This is a genomic window from Radiobacillus deserti, assembly GCF_007301515.1.
In the GTDB taxonomy this organism is placed as follows: Bacteria; Bacillota; Bacilli; order Bacillales; family Amphibacillaceae; genus Radiobacillus; species Radiobacillus deserti.
The window spans coordinates 3427875-3448464 of record NZ_CP041666.1 but is presented as its reverse complement, the minus strand read 5'-3'; the positions used below and the strand labels follow the sequence as shown (position 1 = coordinate 3448464).

Sequence of the window (20590 nt, the reverse complement as noted above, 5' to 3'; positions counted from 1 at the left end):
AGGGAATAAAGTATGGCAAGAAACATTCGTCAGGCCGCTGTAATTGGCTCAGGTGTTATGGGTGCAAGCATTGCTGCTCATCTCGCTAATGTAGGAATTTCTACACTTTTATTAGACATTATACCGAAAGATGTCACGGAGGAAGAAAAATCGAAAGGACTTACACTGGATCATCCAGCAGTCCGAAACCGATTGGCCACAAAAGCCATTCAACGACTTAAAAAAACAAAACCAGCACCGTTGTTTGATTCTGATTATGCTTCTTTTATTACACCAGGGAATATCGAAGACGACTTAGCGAAACTGCAGGATGTAGATTGGGTTATTGAGGTAGTCGTAGAGAATCTTGCAATCAAGCAACAGCTTTACGAAAAAGTGGAGCAGGTTTGGAAGCCAGGTACAATCGTTACCTCAAATACGTCGGGTATCTCGATTAATGCGATGGTAGAAGGAAGAAGTGATGCGTTTAAGGAGCATTTTTTAGGGACGCACTTCTTTAACCCACCACGTTATATGAAGCTATTAGAAATTATCCCAGGGGAACAAACGAATCCTGAGATTGTAGAAGAGATGAAGCAATTTGGGGAGAAAACGCTTGGGAAAGGTGTTGTCGTAGCCAAGGATACCCCGAATTTCATCGCAAACCGTATTGGAACATTTGGGCTTTTGGTGACGCTATCTGAAATGCTTGAAAAGGGATATACCGTTGAAGAAGTCGATGCTGTTACAGGCCCGGCGATGGGGCGTCCAAAAAGTGCTACATTCCGGACCTTGGATTTAGTCGGATTAGACACCTTTGTGCACGTTGCCCACAATGTATTTGAAAAAGTAGAGGATGAACAAGAAAAAGCAGTATTTAATGCCCCCTCTGTTCTTAAAAATATGGTGGAAAAAGGCTGGATTGGAGAAAAAGCAGGCCAAGGGTTTTATAAGAAAATCAAAAATGAACAAGGGAAACAAATCCTCTCTCTTCAATTGGAAACGATGGAATATGGATCGCAGCAAAAGGTTAGCAGTCCTTCTCTAGAAGCAGCGAAAACTGCTAAGGGTGCAAAAAATAAAGTGAAGGCACTGCTAAGTGGGAAAGACCGCTACGCAGAGTTAGCTTGGAATATTACGAAACAAGTCCTCCTTTATTCCGCTGAAAAAGTGGGGGAAATTGCGGATACCATCGTGGAAATGGATGAAGCAATGAAGTGGGGCTTCAATTGGGAATTAGGACCTTTTGAAACATGGGATGCAATTGGATTAACGCGCTCTGTAGAAAAGATGGAAGCAGAAGGCTTAACGATTCCGAAGTGGGTTAAAGATTGGATTGCAGATGGAAATGAGTCTTTCTATAAAAAAGAGAACCAGCAAACCTTCTATGTAGCGGAGGGGTCCTTTACTGCAAGAGAAGAGAAGCCAGAGGTTATCCATTTACGTTCTTTGAAGGAACAAAATAAAGTGATTACGTCTAACAGCGGTGCCAGTTTAATTGATCTTGGAGATGGTGTTGCTTGTTTAGAATTCCATTCACCGAATAATGCCATTGGAGCAGACATCCTACTTATGATTCAACAGAGCATGGAAGAGGTTCGCAAAAATTATGAGGGTTTAGTTATTGCAAATCAAGGACGTAACTTCTGTGTTGGTGCCAACCTTATGATTCTATTAATGGAAGCCCAGGATGAGGAATGGGATGAAGTCGACAATATCATTCGCATGTTCCAAAATACGATGTACACGTTAAAACACTTTGAGAAGCCAGTTGTTGCGGCCCCACACCGGATGGCTTTAGGTGGAGGTGTTGAGGTATGTATGCCAGCTGACCAAGTGGTAGCAGCAGCGGAAACATACTACGGTTTAGTAGAGGTAGGAGTTGGTTTAATACCTGCTGGTGGCGGCTGTAAAGAACTAACCCTTCGTTTAAGTCAATCAGTCACGAATCGAGAAGTAGACATCCAGCCGTATGTGAATCAAATCTTTGAAAATGTAGGAACAGCTAAAGTGTCGACAAGTGCGGCAGATGCGAAGAAGCTAGGCTACATGCGACCAACGGATACATTTGTTACGAATCCAGATCACTTAATTTTTGAGGCAAAACGAGCGGCGTTACGCTTCGTCCAGGATGGCTACACGCCAAAACCGGAGGAAAAAATTCGCGTCGTTGGAAGAGATGGAAAAGCGGTCATGCAATTGGGTGCACACCAAATGAAGCTAGGTGGTTTAATAAGTGATCATGACCAATTAATTGCAAATAAATTAGCTCACGTTTTAGCAGGAGGCGACGTGCCAGCTGGCACGTTGGTTACCGAACAATACATGCTTGACTTAGAACGAGAAGCATTTTTAAGTCTTTGTGGAGAACCGAAGACACAACAACGTATGCAGCACATGCTGACAAAAGGAAAAGCGTTGCGCAATTAACGAAAAGGGGTGACAAAGCATGAAGGAAGCAGTCATTGTATCCATTGCTCGAACAGCAGTGGGTAGAGCTAAAAGAGGAACATTGTCTCAAACACGTGCAGAGGATTTGGGAAAAACAGTCTTAGAAGAGGTTATCAAACGTGCACCGGGCTTAAAAAAGGAAGAAGTTGAGGACATCATTATTGGATGTGCGATGCCGGAAGGAGAGCAAGGTCTTAACTTTGCGCGAACGATGTCTCTCTATGCTGGATTCCCGGTAACGACACCAGCATTAACGATAAATAGATTTTGTTCCTCTGGCCTTCAGTCCATTGCATTTGCGGCAGAGCGCGTAATGCTCGGCCACGCAGATGTTGTGATTGCAGGTGGGGTAGAAAGCATGAGCCACGTTCCAATGACAGGATTTAAGCTAGCCCCACATCCGAAAATTGTGGAGGAAATGCCGGAAGCATACATGGGGATGGGATTTACAGCAGAGGAAGTGGCCAGTCGCTTCGGGGTTTCGAGAGAGGATCAAGATGCGTTTGCAGCGTCTAGTCATCAAAAAGCGGCAGCAGCAATTAAGGCAGGTAAATTTAAAGAAGAGATTGTACCGCTTCAAACAACATTGTCAGGTGTCGACGATAGCGGCAAGCGCTGGGAAAAGCAAGTTACCTTTGACACAGATGAAGGGGTGAGAGAAGGTACAACCGCAGAAGTGCTAGGTGGATTACGACCTGCGTTTAAGCAAACAGGATCTGTAACTGCCGGAAACTCCTCTCAAATGAGTGATGGAGCAGCGGCTTGCGTTATTATGAGTAAAGAAAAAGCGGAGGAGCTTGGACTTAAGCCACTTGCAACCTTCAAGTCCTTTGCACTTGCTGGTGTGGAACCAGAAATTATGGGTGTAGGTCCTATTAAAGCAATTCCGAAAGCATTAGAAATGGCGGGAGTCAGCCAAGAGGATATTAAACTCTTTGAAATAAATGAAGCATTTGCTTCTCAATGTCTTCAAGTCATACGGGAATTAAATCTTAATGAAGACATCGTAAATGTGAATGGTGGTGCGATTGCACTTGGTCACCCATTAGGCTGTACCGGAACAAAGCTAACTTCTACCTTAATCCATGAATTAAAACGTCGTGGTGGAGGTTATGGAGTGGTTTCCATGTGTATTGGTGGCGGTATGGGTGCTGCTGGTGTATTTGAGGTTCATGCAGATTAAAACAAAATTTTAAAACAAAGGGGAAATGGAACATGGCAGTAAAAACGGTTGGTGGAAGCTTTATTATTGAAGATGTAGATTTTCAATCTGTCGTAACACCGGATGAACTTACAGAAGAACAAAAAATGATAGCGGATACAACGAGAGATTTTGTAGATGGGGAGATTGTGCCAAAGGACGAAGAAATCGAGAAGCTAAATTATGATCTTACTGTTGAGCTTCTTCAAAAAGCAGGAGAGTTAGGGCTTTTAGGTGCAGATATTCCGGAAATGTATGAGGGACTTGGCTTAGATAAGGTAAGCTCCACGTTAATTAGTGAGCGTCTATCTAAAGCATCCTCCTTTGCCTTATCTCTAGGCGCACATGTTGGAATTGGGACGTTACCAATTGTGTACTTCGGTACAGTGGAGCAAAAGAAAAAATATTTACCACAGCTTGCGACAGGAGAAAAAATTGCAGCATACTGCTTAACAGAACCTTCTTCCGGATCAGACGCTTTAGGTGCAAAGTCAACGGCAACCTTGTCGGACGACGGAAAATATTATATCTTGAATGGTACCAAGCAATTTATTACGAATGCTGGTTTTGCAGATGTTTTTATTGTGTACGCAAAGGTAAATGGTACAGACTTCAGCACGTTTATCGTAGAAAAAACAATGGATGGTGTTAGTATTGGACCAGAAGAAAAGAAAATGGGGATTAAAGGGTCCTCAACCTGTCCATTAATTTTAGAAGATGTAAAAGTCCCAGTCGAAAACCTTCTCTGGGAAGTTGGAAAAGGACACCTTATTGCGTTCAATATTTTAAATATCGGTCGTTATAAGCTTGCAGCAGGTGGATTAGGTGGAGCAAAAGAAATCATTGAGTTATCCACTAAATACGCGAAGGAAAGAACACAATTTTCTAGAGAAATTGCCAACTTCCCACTGATTCGTCAAAAGCTGGCAGATATGAATATTCGTACCTATGCTCTAGAAAGCATGGTGTATCGCACAGCTGGTATGATCGATGAAGGAATGAGTGATATTGATTTTAGTAGTCCAGACGCTGGTGTTGCTTCTGCGAAAGCAATTGCGGAGTTCGCATTAGAGTGCTCTATCAATAAAGTATTCGGTTCTGAAACATTAGATTTTGTAGCAGATGAAGGGGTCCAAATCCACGGCGGATATGGTTTTATTCAAGAATATAAAGTAGAAAGAATTTACCGCGATTCCAGAATCAATCGTATATTTGAAGGAACGAACGAAATCAACCGTCTCCTTATCCCTGGTACCCTCGTGAAGAAAGCGATGAAAGGCGAGCTTCCACTTATGCAAAAAGCTCAAGCTCTTCAATCAGAGCTACTCACATTAGTGCCTGGCCAAACCTTTGAGGGACGCTTAGAGCAGGAAAAACACTTAGTATCTATGGCAAAGAAAATGTTCCTCATGGTTGGAGGACTAGCGGTTCAAAAGTATCAACAGAAGCTAGAAGATGAGCAGGAAGTTTTAAGTGTTCTTGCAGACATCATGATTCAAGTGTTCGCTGCAGAAAGCGCTTACTTGAGAACGAAGAAATTAATGGATAAACAAGGCGAAGAGAAAGCAGCAAACGCAATTGCGATGACAGAGGTATTTATCCACGAAGCATTTGATAAGATTGAGTCACTTGCAAAAGAAGGCTTATCAGCGATTGAGTCCGGTGATATGCTGCGTACGCAACTATCGGTTCTGAAAAAGCTGGCTCGCCGTACTCCAGTGAATACGGTAGCGTTAAAACGCGAGATAGCCGAACGCGTGGTTGCTTCTGAGCGTTACGTCGTATAATAAAAAGCCAAACAGGGGGTTATCAAATGGTAGAAAAATTATGGTTAAATCAGTACCCCAAGGAAGTTTTGCCGTCTTATGACTATCCGAAGCAAAACTTGGCACAATTTTTATTAGACGCTGCGGCGAAGTATCCGGAACATACAGCATTGTATTTCCTTGGTAGAAAAATTAGTTATGAAGAACTGCTAGAAGAGACGTATCAATTTGCACATGCGTTGCAGGAGCTAGGAATTAAAAAGGGCGATCGGGTAGCGATTATGCTCCCGAATTGCCCGCAATCGGTCATTGCTTACTACGGTTCACTCTTAATTGGAGCGATTGTCGTACAAACCAATCCTACGTACATGGAACGAGAGCTTAACCATCAGCTCAATGACGCAGGTGTAAAACTGTTAATAGGATTAGACCTTTTATTCAAAAGGATTTCAAAGGTAGTACCAAAAACAAAAGTGGAAAAGGTTATTTATACGTCAATAAAAGACTATTTGCCTTTTCCAAAAAATGTACTTTATCCTTTAAAAGCGAGAAAGGAAGGAAATTCCTTACATGTAGACTATTCGGAACATGTCCTATCCTTTAAGAGTGTGCTTCATGGTGCATCTAAAGCCCCGATTCAAGTAGAGGTGGATGCTGAACATGACTTGGCTCTGCTCCAATATACTGGAGGAACCACAGGATTGTCTAAAGGTGTTATGCTTACCCACTACAATCTTGTGGCAAATACGATTCAAACTAGATCCTGGAGCTATAAAAGCGAGGAAGCAAAAGAAAATTATTTAGCAGCTTTACCTTTCTTCCATGTGTTCGGCATGACCGTATTGATGAACCAGTCTATGCTGTTAGCTGGTACCTTGATTATGTTGCCGAAATTCGATGCGGATGAGGCAGTGAAGCTCATTAGTAAAAAAAGACCAAGTACATTTCCAGGTGCACCAACGATGTATATCGCTCTGATTAATCATCCGAAGATACGAGACTATGATTTATCTTCGATCGAGATTTGTATTAGTGGAGCAGCGCCACTACCTGGAGAAGTACAAGAGGTATTTGAAGAGATTACAGGTGGTAAGCTGATCGAAGGATACGGACTTACAGAGGCATCGCCTGTGACACACGCAAATAATATTTGGGAAAAGCGTAAACTGGGATCTATTGGAATTCCATTTCCCGACACAGATGCCAAGGTAGTAGATTCGGAGACAGGAGAAGAACTAGAACTAGGGGAAGTTGGCGAATTAATTGTAAAAGGGCCTCAAATAATGAGAGGGTATTGGAACCAACCCGTAGAAACGAGTAAAGCAATCCGAGATGGATGGTTATATACAGGAGATATGGCGGTCATGGATGATGAAGGATTCTTTTATATTATGGATCGTAAAAAGGACCTTATCATCGCTGGAGGATTCAATATTTATCCGCGTGAGGTAGAGGAAGTTTTGTTTGACCATCCAACCGTCATGGATGTCGTTGTTGCCGGTATTCCAGATCCGTATCGTGGTGAAACGGTAAAAGCATATGTCGTATTAAAAAGTGGAGCACAGACGACAGAACAGGAATTGGAAGCCTTCTGTCGAGAGCGACTAGCATCATTTAAAGTTCCAAGGAGCTATGAGTTTAGAGATAGTCTTCCAAAAACGTTAGTTGGAAAAACGTTACGACGACTTGTTGTAGAAGAAGAGAAGAAAAAACTAGAAACGACGAGTAACGAATAAGCACAGGCTTTGAAGGGGAATGTGAACCGCGACCGTTTCATCAGTTCGCGGTTTTTCCTTACTAAGATCATGGAAAAGAGGTGTGAAGTGTATGGTGAAGACAACCTCCTTTGATTGGGATCACTACATTTCAGAGCTAGTAAAGGATGCGGATAAAACATTTTGGGGGTTTTTAGGCTGTGAAATGATTGAGCTTAGTCAGAAGCAAGTCGTCATCTCCTTAGATGTGAAAGACCACCACCTTAATTTACTGCACATTTTGCATGGAGGCGTTCATGCCAGCATGCTAGACAATGCCATGGGGCTTGTTACCATGGCCGCAAGACCACAAGAAAGTACAGTTACCACCAATCTCAATATCCATTTCATGTCACAAATTAAGAAGCAACACATAACGGTTTATGCAGATATCATTCACGAATCCAAGACCATGTTAACCACACAAGGAAGGATTGAAGATGAGCATGGTAAAGTATGTACGATCGGAACAGGATCGTTTCGAGTGATTAAGTAAGTATATGGAAGAAGTCTTCACTTTTAGAAGACTTCTTTTCGTTCTATTTTTTGACGGCCGCTACCGATGAAAGAAGGTTAGAGTTCATTTGGTACAATAGTTCATATACATATATTCAACACTGTGAAACATTTGGAGGTGAGAAAAAATGAGAAAAGTAGTTGTACTCCCCTATCAAGATAAATGGAAAAAGCTTTTTGAAAAAGAAGCAACAAAGCTGCAGCAAATTTTTCGAGGAGAGTTATTGGACATTCATCACATTGGTAGTACCTCTGTTCAAGGGTTAAAAGCAAAGCCTATTATCGACATCATGCCGATTGTAAAGGATATATCGTGTATAGATGCTTACAAGGATGCGATGGAAGCACTGGGATATGAACTAAAGGGAGAAAATGGCATAGAGGGAAGAAGATATTTTCAAAAAGGTGGAGATCAACGAACTCATCACGTCCATATGTATCAGGAGGGTAGTCCAGAAATTACTCGTCACCTCGTATTTCGGGATTATTTGCGGTCGTTTCCAGAAGAAGCTAAGGCATATGGAGACTTAAAAGAAAAATTGGCAAAGCAATTTCCTTATCAAATAGATTCCTATATTCAGGGGAAGGAACCATTTGTTACGAACTTAGAAAAGAAAGCATTAGCCTGGTATAGGGAGGAGCAGAAGCATAAGGAATATGTGTGGTATGCCTCTTACGGTTCAAATATGAACAAAGAGCGGTTTCTTTGCTATATCCAGGGCGGAACACCAAAAGGTGCAACAAGGGACAATCCAGGATGTAGAGATCAGTCACTTCCTGTTAAAGAACAGTCATATGTAATGAAGCATGAGTTATTTTTTGCGAAGGAAGCGGGGCGGTGGCAAGGAAAGGGAGTTGCTTTTATTGACCCTGCTAAAAATGAGCAATCTCATACATATAGCTATATGTATATGATAACGAAAGAGCAGTTCTTGGATGTCGTTGCACAAGAAAACAGCGTTTCTCATGTAGATCTGGATATAGAGAAAGTCATAGAAAAGGGGAACGAAGTCTTTCGCGAATCATGGTACGGGAATGTGCTTTATTTAGGTGAAGCAGATGGAGTACCTATCTTCACGTTTACTAGCCCAAATGAATTGTTAGAGGAGGAATTAAATCCACCTTCTATAGAATATGTACGGACGATTATGCATGGGTTAAAAGGGGAGGTAGGCCTAACGGATGACGAAATTGTAAGCTACTTGCTAGAAACTCATGGTATCAAAGGATTTATGTCGAGGGAGCAATTGATACAGTGTTTGGGGATGTAAGGTCTTACCGTTTTCAAAACAAATAGACTGTAAGAGCAAGAAAAAGGACGAAAACCACTATTAAAAGGGATATAATAGGCGAAAAGACAGCCTTTGGAGGGGATAGCTTGTCCAATGCTACATGGTCATTTGAAGAGATGTGGAACATATTCTTGAAAGGTAACCGGACCTATGATGGATTATTTTATGTGGCTGTAAAAACTACGAAGATATACTGTCGTCCTTCTTGTAAGTCAAGAAAACCAAAGAAGCAAAATGTGGCATTCTATTTAAATCGGAAAGAAGTAGAGCGAGCTGGTTATCGCGCATGTAAAAGGTGTCAGCCTGAGGTGGATAGATCTCCACAAGAGAAAATAGTGCAGCAAGCGGTCCTATATTTAATGAACCATATGAACGAAACTGTTACGTTAGAAAAGGTAGCTGAGCACGTAGGAGTAAGTCCCTTTCATTTGGAACGAATTTTCAAACAAGAAATGTGCACTACACCGCGAACTTATTTAGAAAAGATGCGAATTGAGAAAGCCATCCATTTACTGGAACATACATCAAAAACCAATCTCGATATTTGCTACGAAGTAGGTTTTAATAGTCCTTCTAGCTTTTATAAAGTGTTTAAAAAAAGGGTAAGTTTATCCCCGCACGCATACCGGAGAATGGAGATTAATAGGAGTGAATGACGTGGAGTGGTATGATTACGAAACATATATAGAGATAATTCCTCCTAATTTATTTAGTTTTAAAGAGTGTGTACGGTTTTTAAGTCGCTCAGACTCGGAGATCTTGCATCGTGTCAAAGACAATAGTGTATGGAAACTTGTTCAAATAGAGAACGAGAAGCTCTTGTTAAAAGTGAGTTGTCCAGAAAATGATGTAATGGTGGAAATAGTAAATAAGAAGACAAGCTCTTCGGAGCGTAAGAAGGTTGCGGAATATGTGTGGGATTGGCTTGGATTCAACCAGAGTCTCGAAAAATTTTATCGAATAGGTAGCAATGATATCGTGCTTCAGCCGATCATTCCTTTGTATAAAGGGTTAAGAATCATTTCAATTCCTGATTTATTTGAAGCGATGACTTGGGCTATAATTGGACAACAAATTAACCTAGCCTTTGCATACACGTTAAAAAAACGCTTTGTTGAGTCATACGGAGCTTTTCTTTCAATTGAAAAGGAAACATATTGGATATTTCCTTCGGCTTCTGTAGTCGCCAGCTTAAACGTGGAGGATCTTACAAAGCTACAATTTAGTGCTAGAAAAGCGGAATATGTTATTGGTGTAGCTCGAGCTATAGAAAAAGGGGAGCTAAGTAAAGGCTCTCTTGTAGACATGCAGGAATATAAAAGCTTACGCGCTGCTTTAGTCTCTTTTAGAGGAGTAGGTACATGGACTGCAGACTATGTGATGATGCGATGTCTACAACACCCTTCCGCATTTCCGATAGCTGATGTAGGGCTTCATAATGCATTGAAGAAGCGGTTTAACTTAAGTCAAAAACCTTCTATACAAGAGATTGAAGAATGGTCTAAACCTTGGGAAGGCTTTGAGGCGTTTGCTACTTTTTATTTATGGAGGTATTTAGATGAGTAAGCCGTACAAAGTAGACTTACAATCTCCTATTGGGATATTGGAGATTACGGGAACAGAAGAAGCGGTACATACTATCCATTTTTCAGATAGAAAAGAAATACAGAACGAGAAGATAAATGGTAGATTTGGAGCGGTAGAATTAGCTTGCGAGCAGCTTGAACAATATTTTCAGGGAGAACGACTATATTTCGAATTTCCTTACGAATTAAAAGGGACGGAATTTCAAAAGAAAGTATGGAAGGCTTTAGTGGAGATTCCTTATGGGTCGACAGGCTCCTATAAGGATATTGCATTACATATAGGAAATGAAAAAGCGGTACGAGCCGTTGGTAGTGCTAATGGTAAAAACCAAATCCCAATAGCCATTCCGTGTCACCGAATTATTGGGGCAAATGGAACACTCACTGGTTATGCGGGAGAATTGTGGAGAAAAGAGTGGCTTTTGACCCATGAAAAGAAGATAAAAAAGCAAAGTACCATTTAAAGTAGAAAGTGAACTACTTTAAATGGTAAGTGGGGTTTTCAAACAGTTGGTGAGACAGCTTTAACCCATGCGCTTAGATTAAAGGTGTCTCACCAAGGCGTGAATGGGATGTAATTCATTCTAATCGCTAATTGCTAATATTGTCTAACGGACTGTTAGATTATATAACAGACTTTCTTGCTGTACCCTTCTTATAAGGAGGTTTTTTAGGCTAAGTGTCCCTTATTTCACCTTTCGTGCATACGATAATAGAAAAATGACAAAGGTGGTGGAACGATTGGGCATTTTTTTTAATATAGGCAAGCATCCTGGAATATTTAAGAGTAAGACGAAACCCATGGGACATAACCAAGAAAATTTTAAAATAAATTATTTCACAGAAATGATGGAGGAGCAGAAGGACATGAATGAGAAACTGCTATCCTCTTTACATGATTTGCGAAAGCTAAATCAAGAGCAAGAGCATCGAAAAGTAAAGCATTGGAATGAGATCGGTGAACAATTAGAAGAGCTTAAAGAAAGTAGTTTTCAGCATGAGCAATTCGAGAATAGGACAAAAGAATGGTTAACGAAATTAGATGCCAACAATCTGGAGTTACGCAAAACCCTTCAGGAAGAAGGACTGTTGACCCAAGGTATGATTGAACAGTTAAATCATTTAACAGCATCGAATCAGGAGATTATTCAACAGTTAGGACAATATGATGAGTTAAAAGGGCAATTGCAGCATTTGATTGAGGTAAGTGAAAATATGTCGGAAAGAATGCGCGGGAATGGTGATAAGCAGGATGAAGTCATGGATCGCTTAGAGAATCAACAAGCGCTTATGGAGAAAACAACGCGTCAATTAGATAATCTACGCTCTATCATTTATGAAAGAGCCAATCATCTATCTGAACGAGTTGAAGAAGGGTATAACCTGACGTCCACCTTCTTCTACAAGCTAATAACGGGCTCTAACCAGCCATTGAATATGCTCATGATGAAACAAGAAAAGGAAAAGAAACAGTAGAGCTAGGTGCCTGTCACTTCCCGATTTCTGTCGAAACCGGGAAGTGACAGGCACACCCCGAAATGTGTCGAAAAAAGTGGCATCGATCCTCCAATGGATTCGGTGCCGCTTATTCACTGTAATGGATTAATATCCAAACGGTAGAAAGCTAGATACGACAGGTTGCACTGCTTGAAATAAGAAATCACACATAAGGTAAAGCAATAGGAAGATAACTACATAAGTTAGATGAGAACCGTAAAAAGTATCTAAACCTTGGTTTTCAATACGTTTAAAGCTTGCGATAACAAGTGGTGGTACTATAAATATGGACCCGGTCATTCCTATCAACGTAACTATTAATGAGATGTTTATTTTAAGGATACTTAATAATAGAGCTACTATCAAAATCGCGACAAACACCGCTAAATGATTCAAGATTCGATACGAGTCCCTTTAACGTGAAAAAGAAAATGAAACGAATAATTAGTGCATATAGAACAAAAGTAATAATTCCGTTAACAAACTAGTTTTTACCGGTTAAATAACTAGTTTCATACGGCTTTTTAACAAGTGCCATAAAATGTCCGAAATACTGCCTAGACACATTTTTTTGTCGTTTCTAAATAAGGATTTGTACTTTGATTCTTGCTTGCTGGCCCCTCACTAGTAGTGTCGTAATTAGATGCTGCCGTTTCGCCTGCAGTTTGTAAAGTTATATTGGTGCCTGTCACTCCCCGAACTATGTCGAATGTTGATAGATTAAAATGTGCTAGTTTTGTTTTTTTGTAATCTTCTTCTCCTCACGCTCAGTTTTTAAACGATGAAATTCCATCACATGGTTACGATATAAACGTTTTTTCTGGTTCAGGTTCCCTGGGAATGGAGTGAGTATGGTTTCTAAGGTTAAGAAGGGAGAGGGAGATTGATTTTGTTTCATACGTTTGTTCGCAAAGTATCCATAGCTGCACCAAGGATATTCAGCTGGATTTCGCACTAAACCAGCAAAAAGTGGATTGAGGTGAATGTAAGAGCTGACGTCTAGTATTGCAAGTGGATCTGGTACGATACTGTCATAAAATCTTTCCTCGAAAACATGTCCAGTCACATTGTATTTCGTATTGAAATAGGAGGCGTATTTTTTATTGATAACCGACATGACGCTTGAAATAGGCTGCTCCTTCGAACGAAGTAGGAGGTGAAAGTGGTTTGTTAATAAACAGTAACAGGCTAACTCGAATGGTCGCCGTTCATAGACATTATTAAGGATGCGAAAAAAGGATATGTAATCCTGATCGGAGAGAAATAACGCATCCCTTCTGTTCCCCCTGCAAACAATGTGATAGAAATAGTTGGGTTGCCATTCTCGTTTTTTCCTTCCCATATCACCACTCCTTTTAGGTTATGAGATAAGAGTACCGATTACATAAGCAGAGAGCAAAATACCAAATCGACAAAACTCGGGTGGTGACAGGCACAAAATCATATATTCTATGATTCGACAAGTAGCGACACAAACCGGGAGGTGACAGGCACCATAAACTACCAGAAAATATTTTAAAAAATGTATTGTAAACGTTTTCGTAAGGTGCTATACTCAACTCATCAGTAAGGAATGTTACCACATTCGGGCATAACCTGAGCTGATATGAACGCACTAATAGTGTGCATGTTCATATCAGTTCAGGTTTTTTTATTGCCCCAAACAAAATAACAAATAGAAGGAAGGGTCAACTCATGAAATATGAGCAATTGGCTAAAGACATTATCGAAAATGTTGGTGGAAAAGAAAACGTTAACAGTGTTGTCCATTGTATTACTCGCTTGCGCTTTAAATTAAAAGACGAAAGCAAAGCAAACACAGACGTGTTGAAAAACATGGATGGCGTCGTAACTGTAATGAAAAGTGGTGGCCAATATCAAGTCGTTATCGGAAACCACGTTCCAGATGTATATAAAGATGTAGTAGAGGTTGGAGGGTTTGCTAACCAAGCAGCGTCTACTGAAGAAGCAAATGATGAAAGTCAAAGCGCATTTAACAAGTTTATTGATATTATTTCTAGCATTTTCACACCAGTACTAGGCGTATTAGCTGCAACAGGGATGATTAAAGGGTTTAACGCGTTATTTCTAGCAACTGGATTGCTAGAAGATACTTCCGGCACGTATCAAATCTTAAACGCAGTTGGGGATTCATTATTTTACTTTTTCCCAATCTTCCTAGGCTACACAGCAATTAAGAAATTCGGAGGAAGCCCATTTATTGGGATGGCCATTGGGGGAGCATTAGTTTACCCGACATTAACACAAATCACTGCAGGTGAACCGCTTTATACTTTGTTTGCAGATACGATGTTCCAATCACCAGTATATATTGAATTCTTAGGAATACCGGTCATTTTAATGACCTACTCATCATCCGTAATTCCGATTATCTTGGCAACATTCTTTGCAGTAAAAGTAGAGAACTTCTTTAAGAAAACGATTCCAGATGTCGTAAAAACATTCTTAGTACCATTTGCAACGTTATTAGTAGTTGTCCCAATCACGTTTATCGTAATCGGACCGATCGCTACTTGGGCAGGATCTTTACTAGGATCCGCTACATTGTGGATCTATCACTTAAGCCCTATTATTGCAGGATTGTTCCTAGGAGCTTTCTGGCAAGTTTTCGTAATCTTTGGTTTACACTGGGGTCTTGTTCCAGTTGCTATTAACAACCTTACAACACAAGGTGCAGATCCAATTCTGGCAACCGTATTTGCAGCATCTTTTGCACAAACAGGTGCAGTACTTGGCGTATGGCTAAAAACTAGAGATAAAAAGTTGAAGTCATTAAGTATCCCAGCATTTATCTCAGGTATTTTTGGAGTTACAGAACCAGCGATTTACGGTATTACATTACCGAAAAAACGTCCGTTCATCATTAGCTGTATCGTGGCAGGTCTTGGTGGTGCGGCAATCGGACTATTCGGGACACAAAATTACATGATCGGTGGACTTGGAATTTTCGGAATTCCATCTGCTATCGGTCCAGAAGGTCTTAACGCTCCATTCTGGGGTATGATTGTATCGATTATCGCAGCAACTATTCTAGGTTTTGTACTAACATACCTTTTTGGTTTGGGGAATGAAAAAGAAGACCAAGAACCGAAAGAAACAGTAAAAAAAAAGTCTCCTAAAAGCACAGTAAACGGTTCTGATACAGTAGTGAGTCCATTAACTGGTCAAGTTCAAAACCTTTCCAACATAAAAGATGAGTTGTTTGCATCAAGAGCACTAGGGAAAGGCGTTGCCATCGAACCAACAGAAGGAAAGCTAGCAGCACCAGTTGCCGGTACCGTATCTGCTTTGTTCCCTACGAAGCATGCGATTGGAATCACAACGGAAAACGGAGCGGAAATCCTTATCCATGTTGGGATGGACACGGTTCAATTAGAAGGGGAATTCTTTACAGCTCACGTAGCAAAAGGCGATCAAGTAGAGAAAGGGCAGCTTCTTCTGGAATTTGATATCGAGGGTATTCAGTCAGCAGGATACTTGGTTACAACACCAATTATTGTAACGAACTCAGATCAATTTGATATGGACGTTTTGGAGGAAGAAAGAAGTATTGTGGCAGGTGAACCAATACTACATGTAAACCAAAGCAACCATGTTGAGACAGAAGGTAATGTTTATCCATTACCATCGTAACATTCCGATAGCTGATGCGAACCAGCAAGGGGTATGACCCTTGCTGGTTTTTTGTGCAAATTTTGGAAAAACCTTGACCTTCAAGTTACTTAAAGGTTTATGCTAGGTACAAAGAGGAGGACGAACGATGTCATCAATCATGTCTATTCAAGCATTTGCAAAGCGAACAGGAATATCCAAGACTGCACTACGATACTATGAACAAAAAAACCTTCTCACGCCAAAAAGGGGGAAAGAGAACCTCTATCGATATTATGAAGAACACCAAGTTAAATTAGCGAAGTGGATTGCTAGCCTACGAACTGCTAATGTTCCCATCAACGAGATTCAAGCCTATTTAACTACTAATCCAAAAGAGCAAAGAGACTTGATTAAAAAGTGGGAAAGAGAGTTACTAAAGAAAAGGAAAATATTGGATGTAGGTATTAAATATTTGCAGAGTACTAAAGAGGAGCAGGAATTTTATCTCGCAAAGATACCTGCTCAAACTATTATTTGGTTTAAAGAAGAAGCAAAGATTGGTCGCTTTAAGCATGCTTTTAAAAAGCGGCAAAAACAACTAAATATTTATGGGTATGAAGTTGATAACGCGTATCTAGCTTACCTTTCTGGAGAAGATATCATCCAAGTTAAAGTAGGGTTTACTTTGCGCTCATCCAGTCTTTATCATTTACCAGAAGACTCATTTGTTGAAAAAAAACCAGCACAACATTGTGTCGTCCATCCCTTTAAGAAACCGATAGCTGACATACAAGAGGGGTATGAGGAAATGATGCAATATGTGCTCCGTAACAAGTGGTATCCCGCTGGCCCTATTTACGAATGGTACCACGGAGAAGGATGGACAGATTTGGACATTGTGATGCCAGTTTTTGAAATGAAAGAAGAGGAGGAACAAAATGAATAAAGAGATTGTTGTCCCAGTTGTGAAGCTAATAGGTAGCTATGAAGAGATGGGCTATGCACAGGCGAACCCATCGCAGTGGGGCTTATTTGCAGGTCAATTTGATTGGTATCAAAGGAACGCTCCTCCGTGTGACGCATCTGAAGTGAAGAGGCAGTTAATGAAGCATGCCCCTTTTTTGTTACAAGAGATTACGGAATTGGCGAATGCCTTGGAAATTAGTATGAACCTGGCACTGCAGATATTTAGTGGCTATAATGTATCTTTTCCTGAAATGGGCTGTACAGCTTTTATGCAAAATAGTATATATGGAAGAAATTATGACTTTAGCCCCGATATATACGATGGAAGGCTAGTGATTGCTAAGCCAGAAAAAGGATTTGCTAGCATTGGCTTCAGTCAGCACTTAACAGGTCGACTGGATGGAATGAATGAAAAGGGACTAGTAGTTGGGCTCCACTATGTTAATAATACGCCCAAAGGGGATGGGTTTTCAGCAACAGCAATAGTCAGAATGGTTCTGGAGCAATGTGCAGATTTAGAGCAAGCAGTTCAATTTTTGAAACATGTTCCACACCGATTTTGCTATAACTTTTCAATTTTAGATCAGCATGGTCATGCAAGTGTCGTGGAGGCGACTCCGAGTGGTATTTCAGTTCGAGCAGGGAATAACCTAGCTTGTACGAATCATTTTTTGTCTAAGGAATTAAAAGGCTCGAATCGGAAAAATACAGAGCGATCTCAAAAGCGATTAGACGTGTTAAATAAGGTAAACGACCTCGATTCAGGTGAAGTCTACACCCTGTTAAACCATCATGATTCTCCGCTTTTTTTCAGAGAATACGACCGCTATTTTGGAACTCTTCATACCGTAGTTTATAATCCGAAAGAATTAACAGCGCTGGTAGGCATTGGGGAGGATGCAATCCCTACAGCTATTGATATACTCGATAAAGATGTGCCAGCGTTAATAGGAAAATTAATTTACGAATAGTTTTATCATAGAGAATTTTTTTATTCCTCGTTCGTTAAGGTTTTCTCGTGTATAAGGCAGGAAGTTTTTACTTTCTAACCATAAGGATATTTGGAAAGAAAAGAAACAAACTATCTCTGTTCTTTAATACAAAACGGGAGGGCATATTATGCAGCCAAATATTCAAGAGCATTCAGCAAAAATAGGTACCCATACGATGTTTTACCGAAAAGCTGGAAGTGGAAGTCAAACCGTTGTATTAATGCATGGAATCCCTACGAATTCATTTCTTTGGATCGAAGTAATTCCGAGGTTAGCAGAACGTTTTACGGTTATTGCTCCGGATATGATTGGATACGGAAAATCAAGTCGAGCATCTCATGAGGAGTTGACCCTCCCTAAACAAGCGGATCATGTTCGATTATTATTAGATCAGCTTGGAGTACATGAAGCTCATTTTATTGGACATGATCTTGGCTCAGGTGTGACTCAAATTTTTGCAACAAAGAACCCTGAACGGGTAAGTAGCTTTGTCATTATAGATGGTGTGGCCTTTAGTAACTGGCCGCTACCAAAAGTAGTATCATTACGCTACCCTACAGCTCCAGAATTTGAACCTTCTCCACTATTTATTGAAAGGATGATGCGAGAAGGATTACTTCATCAGGAGCAATTGACTCCAGAGCTGTTAAAAGCTATGGTAGAGCCTTTCCAGACTCCTTCTGGGCCAAGTGAATTGAAGGAGGCTTCTCTAGCCTTGGAACATCATCAAACAGAAGAAATTGTTCCTCAGCTAAAAGAGTTGACCATGCCAGCGACTATCTTGTTTGGTCAATATGATCGATACCTCCCGCCGTATTGGGGATTGCGATTAAGTGAAACAATCCCTAATGCAACATTTAAGGTATTACCTGATTGTAGTCACTACTCCATGATTGATAATCCGATGGTAGTAGTAGAAGAATTTATGCTTCACTTAGAAAAAGCCGCGACTGTATCTGTGTGATTGTAAAGAGGAGAGGAGTAATCCGCCACTTTTTTTGAAAAAATAACCCCTCTGATTATCAGAGGGGTTATAAACATTATTCCATTGCATCCCGAAGATCACTAATGCTATCAAGCCCACCGGTTACAATTAACCGGTCACCAACGTGAATTTCGGTATCGCCATGAGGAATAAGAGACTCGGTATTACGGAAAATACGAACAATAATGGAATTTCCAAGTATGCGCAAATCTCGAAGCTTCATTCCGTCATATTCATAGTTTCCAACGGATACTTCCTGTAATCCGTCTTCTGTAGTTGTGAAAATACCTGCGATATGAGGAGATTCTATCATCGCCTTCATCATCGCTTTTGTAGAGAAGAAAGATGAGAATACATGGATACCCTTTTCTTTCAACGGACCACTTAGGTCGGGTGTTTCAATTCGACTAATAATCGTTTCAACACCTTGACCTTCTGCAAATATGGCAAGGTCATAATTCCGTTGGTCTTCATTCGTGGAAACGACCAATATATCTGTATCAAAAACATGTTGCTTCAGAAGGTCTTCTTCTGAAAAGCTGTCGATATAACGAACGTCAAAGTCAGAGGAAGCTTCATCGATATCAATTCGGTTTTTTGATACGTGATATAAGCAGACATCGTAATGACTCTTATCCAATTCTTGCGAGATTGGTAAAGTTACTTGGTTTGCTCCGACAATTTTGACTCGTTTCTTTTTGGACGCCATTTCTTGAATAGGGAATACACGTTTAAAGAGAATTGGCGTAATAATACAAGCAATAATCGCAAGAAGAATGAGTGCAGAAGACATTCTATTATCAATAACCCCGATTCGCTCTCCGACTTTAGCTGCCGCAATGACAAGGGATAGCGTAGAAGTTAATAGGAAGCCTGCTCCCATGACGGTTTTCCAGTCATACCATTTGCGAAGGACCATAACTGGGAAGAACTTCGACATAAGAAGTCCGATGAACAACAGCGGAATAAGCAAGAAGATTGTGGAATCTTCAAATAATGCCCAGATATCAAGATCAACCCCAACCATAACGAAAAAGATAGGAATTAAGAACCCATAGCCGAATGAATCCAGTTGATGAATGGTTTCTTTATCAGGAGATAGTAAGGAAACTAATACCCCAGCAAGGAAGGCTCCCAATATATTTTCCGCACCTAAAGATTCAGATAATCCTACTAATACCATTAAAAGCGTAAAAATGGCACGGGTTCCGATCTGGATAGTTCCAGTGGATAATGCTTCAAAGAAAGATTGTTTCTTTTGAAAATGCTTTCCGACAAAATAGAGAACAACTCCAGCTAAGAATAACAATAGAAGTAACCATGTGTTTCCTTCTGATTCATAGAATGAAACGAAAACAGCTAATAAAATCATAGTTACTAGGTCTGCGATAACCGCGATTAACAAAATGATTTGTCCAATTCCGGTTTTCATAATTTCAGCTTCTTTAAGCGTTGGCACGACAACCCCTAAAGAAATGGTGGAAATGACAAGCGTCATGAAAAAGGCGTTGTCTACAAATCCCATAAGCTGCAACGCGAAGGAGATTGCGTAGGATAGAATCAAAATAAATACGAAAATAATACTAGAAATGAAGAAACCATTTGGCTCTAGTTTTCCGTTCGGTAACTTAGTTTTTTTCTTTTTATTTGAGAAAATGGAAAAATCAATTTCTACCCCACTTAAAAACATTAAGAAAATGAACCCAAGGGTGGATAGAATATCAATCCATGGGTCGGGAGAAACGATATCAAATCCACTTTTCCCTATAATTAACCCGATAATGATTTCAGCAACCACTACGGGGATTATATTCAAACGCAGTTTTTTCAGTAAGATTGGCGTCAGGAATGCGGCAACTAATACGATGATTAAGGATGTAACTGAAGTATGTCCTTCCATATAATACCTCCCTTTTAAAGGCTATTAAAAGCAAATTTGAACTTAACTATACTACAGGCTTTGTAACCCATGCAAATGCTTTACTTATAA

General features: G+C 40.3%; 17 protein-coding genes. 14 read left to right on the top strand and 3 right to left on the bottom strand.

Annotated elements, in window-relative coordinates; genetic code table 11:
* Nucleotides 1-12: 12 nt before the first annotated feature.
* The 10 genes from FN924_RS18005 (at nt 13) to FN924_RS17955 (ending at nt 12021) form a co-directional block, all read left to right on the top strand.
* Nucleotides 13-2409, top strand: a complete 2397-nt coding sequence (locus tag FN924_RS18005; protein WP_143896892.1) for a 3-hydroxyacyl-CoA dehydrogenase/enoyl-CoA hydratase family protein — start codon at nt 13-15, stop codon at nt 2407-2409.
* 19 nt (nt 2410-2428) lie between these two features.
* Nucleotides 2429-3613, top strand: a complete 1185-nt coding sequence (locus tag FN924_RS18000; protein WP_143896890.1) for an acetyl-CoA C-acyltransferase — start codon at nt 2429-2431, stop codon at nt 3611-3613.
* A 32-nt stretch (nt 3614-3645) separates the two neighbouring features.
* Nucleotides 3646-5418, top strand: coding sequence for an acyl-CoA dehydrogenase family protein (locus FN924_RS17995; RefSeq protein WP_143896888.1), 1773 nt, complete (start codon nt 3646-3648; stop codon nt 5416-5418).
* A 26-nt stretch (nt 5419-5444) separates the two neighbouring features.
* On the top strand, nt 5445-7133 hold the full coding sequence (locus FN924_RS17990) for an AMP-binding protein (protein WP_143896886.1): 1689 nt from the start codon (nt 5445-5447) through the stop codon (nt 7131-7133).
* A 91-nt stretch (nt 7134-7224) separates the two neighbouring features.
* Nucleotides 7225-7647, top strand: coding sequence for a PaaI family thioesterase (locus FN924_RS17985; protein ID WP_143896884.1), 423 nt, complete (start codon nt 7225-7227; stop codon nt 7645-7647).
* A gap of 148 nt (nt 7648-7795) precedes the next feature.
* Nucleotides 7796-8938, top strand: a complete 1143-nt coding sequence (locus FN924_RS19810) for a GrpB family protein (protein ID WP_323368630.1) — start codon at nt 7796-7798, stop codon at nt 8936-8938.
* Nucleotides 8939-9045: 107 nt separating this feature from the next.
* Nucleotides 9046-9615 (top strand): bifunctional transcriptional activator/DNA repair enzyme AdaA, encoded by a 570-nt coding sequence (locus FN924_RS17970; RefSeq protein WP_407691998.1) that lies wholly within the window; start codon nt 9046-9048, stop codon nt 9613-9615.
* A gap of 1 nt (nt 9616) precedes the next feature.
* Entirely contained in the window at nt 9617-10525 is a 909-nt protein-coding gene (locus FN924_RS17965; RefSeq protein ID WP_143896882.1) for a DNA-3-methyladenine glycosylase family protein, read from the top strand.
* Nucleotides 10518-11009 (top strand): methylated-DNA--[protein]-cysteine S-methyltransferase, encoded by a 492-nt coding sequence (locus tag FN924_RS17960; protein ID WP_143896880.1) that lies wholly within the window; start codon nt 10518-10520, stop codon nt 11007-11009. Before FN924_RS17965 ends, FN924_RS17960 begins: the two co-directional genes overlap by 8 nt.
* A 403-nt stretch (nt 11010-11412) precedes the next feature.
* Nucleotides 11413-12021, top strand: a complete 609-nt coding sequence (locus FN924_RS17955; RefSeq protein ID WP_143896879.1) for a hypothetical protein — start codon at nt 11413-11415, stop codon at nt 12019-12021.
* A gap of 126 nt (nt 12022-12147) precedes the next feature.
* Here the strand turns inward: FN924_RS17955 and FN924_RS17950 are convergent, their stop codons facing one another.
* A complete protein-coding gene (locus tag FN924_RS17950) occupies nt 12148-12438 on the bottom strand; it encodes a hypothetical protein (RefSeq protein ID WP_228409506.1) in 291 nt (96 codons plus the stop codon).
* A gap of 334 nt (nt 12439-12772) precedes the next feature.
* Entirely contained in the window at nt 12773-13384 is a 612-nt protein-coding gene (locus FN924_RS17945) for a transposase (protein ID WP_228409505.1), read from the bottom strand.
* Nucleotides 13385-13737: 353 nt separating this feature from the next.
* On the opposite strand from FN924_RS17945, the gene FN924_RS17940 reads away from it, so the two are divergent.
* From FN924_RS17940 to FN924_RS17925, 4 genes are all read left to right on the top strand, one after another.
* Nucleotides 13738-15696: a beta-glucoside-specific PTS transporter subunit IIABC gene (locus FN924_RS17940; protein ID WP_143896875.1), complete on the top strand. Its 1959-nt coding sequence runs from the start codon at nt 13738-13740 to the stop codon at nt 15694-15696.
* A 127-nt stretch (nt 15697-15823) separates the two neighbouring features.
* Nucleotides 15824-16603 (top strand): helix-turn-helix domain-containing protein, encoded by a 780-nt coding sequence (locus tag FN924_RS17935; RefSeq protein WP_143896873.1) that lies wholly within the window; start codon nt 15824-15826, stop codon nt 16601-16603.
* A complete protein-coding gene (locus tag FN924_RS17930; protein ID WP_143896872.1) occupies nt 16596-17594 on the top strand; it encodes a C45 family autoproteolytic acyltransferase/hydrolase in 999 nt (332 codons plus the stop codon). The genes FN924_RS17935 and FN924_RS17930 overlap by 8 nt, the downstream gene beginning before the upstream one ends.
* Nucleotides 17595-17742: 148 nt before the next feature.
* Nucleotides 17743-18579 carry an alpha/beta fold hydrolase gene (locus FN924_RS17925; RefSeq protein WP_143896870.1) on the top strand — a complete coding sequence of 279 codons (837 nt, stop codon included), beginning with the start codon at nt 17743-17745 and terminating at the stop codon, nt 18577-18579.
* Between the two features lie 76 nt (nt 18580-18655).
* Here the strand turns inward: FN924_RS17925 and FN924_RS17920 are convergent, their stop codons facing one another.
* Nucleotides 18656-20500, bottom strand: coding sequence for a monovalent cation:proton antiporter family protein (locus FN924_RS17920; RefSeq protein ID WP_143896868.1), 1845 nt, complete (start codon nt 20498-20500; stop codon nt 18656-18658).
* Between the last annotated feature and the right edge of the window lie 90 nt (nt 20501-20590).

Bases quoted from the DNA above. Each gene is read 5' to 3' on its own strand.
- FN924_RS18005 (WP_143896892.1), top strand. From the start codon at position 13: ATGGCAAGAAACATTCGTCAGGCCGCTGTAATTGGCTCAGGTGTTATG.
- FN924_RS18000 (WP_143896890.1), top strand. From the start codon at position 2,429: ATGAAGGAAGCAGTCATTGTATCCATTGCTCGAACAGCAGTGGGTAGA.
- FN924_RS17995 (WP_143896888.1), top strand. From the start codon at position 3,646: ATGGCAGTAAAAACGGTTGGTGGAAGCTTTATTATTGAAGATGTAGAT.
- FN924_RS17990 (WP_143896886.1), top strand. From the start codon at position 5,445: ATGGTAGAAAAATTATGGTTAAATCAGTACCCCAAGGAAGTTTTGCCG.
- FN924_RS17985 (WP_143896884.1), top strand. From the start codon at position 7,225: ATGGTGAAGACAACCTCCTTTGATTGGGATCACTACATTTCAGAGCTA.
- FN924_RS19810 (WP_323368630.1), top strand. From the start codon at position 7,796: ATGAGAAAAGTAGTTGTACTCCCCTATCAAGATAAATGGAAAAAGCTT.
- FN924_RS17960 (WP_143896880.1), top strand. From the start codon at position 10,518: ATGAGTAAGCCGTACAAAGTAGACTTACAATCTCCTATTGGGATATTG.
- FN924_RS17955 (WP_143896879.1), top strand. From the start codon at position 11,413: ATGAATGAGAAACTGCTATCCTCTTTACATGATTTGCGAAAGCTAAAT.
- FN924_RS17945 (WP_228409505.1), bottom strand. From the start codon at position 13,384: ATGGGAAGGAAAAAACGAGAATGGCAACCCAACTATTTCTATCACATT.
- FN924_RS17940 (WP_143896875.1), top strand. From the start codon at position 13,738: ATGAAATATGAGCAATTGGCTAAAGACATTATCGAAAATGTTGGTGGA.
- FN924_RS17935 (WP_143896873.1), top strand. From the start codon at position 15,824: ATGTCATCAATCATGTCTATTCAAGCATTTGCAAAGCGAACAGGAATA.
- FN924_RS17930 (WP_143896872.1), top strand. From the start codon at position 16,596: ATGAATAAAGAGATTGTTGTCCCAGTTGTGAAGCTAATAGGTAGCTAT.
- FN924_RS17925 (WP_143896870.1), top strand. From the start codon at position 17,743: ATGCAGCCAAATATTCAAGAGCATTCAGCAAAAATAGGTACCCATACG.
- FN924_RS17920 (WP_143896868.1), bottom strand. From the start codon at position 20,500: ATGGAAGGACATACTTCAGTTACATCCTTAATCATCGTATTAGTTGCC.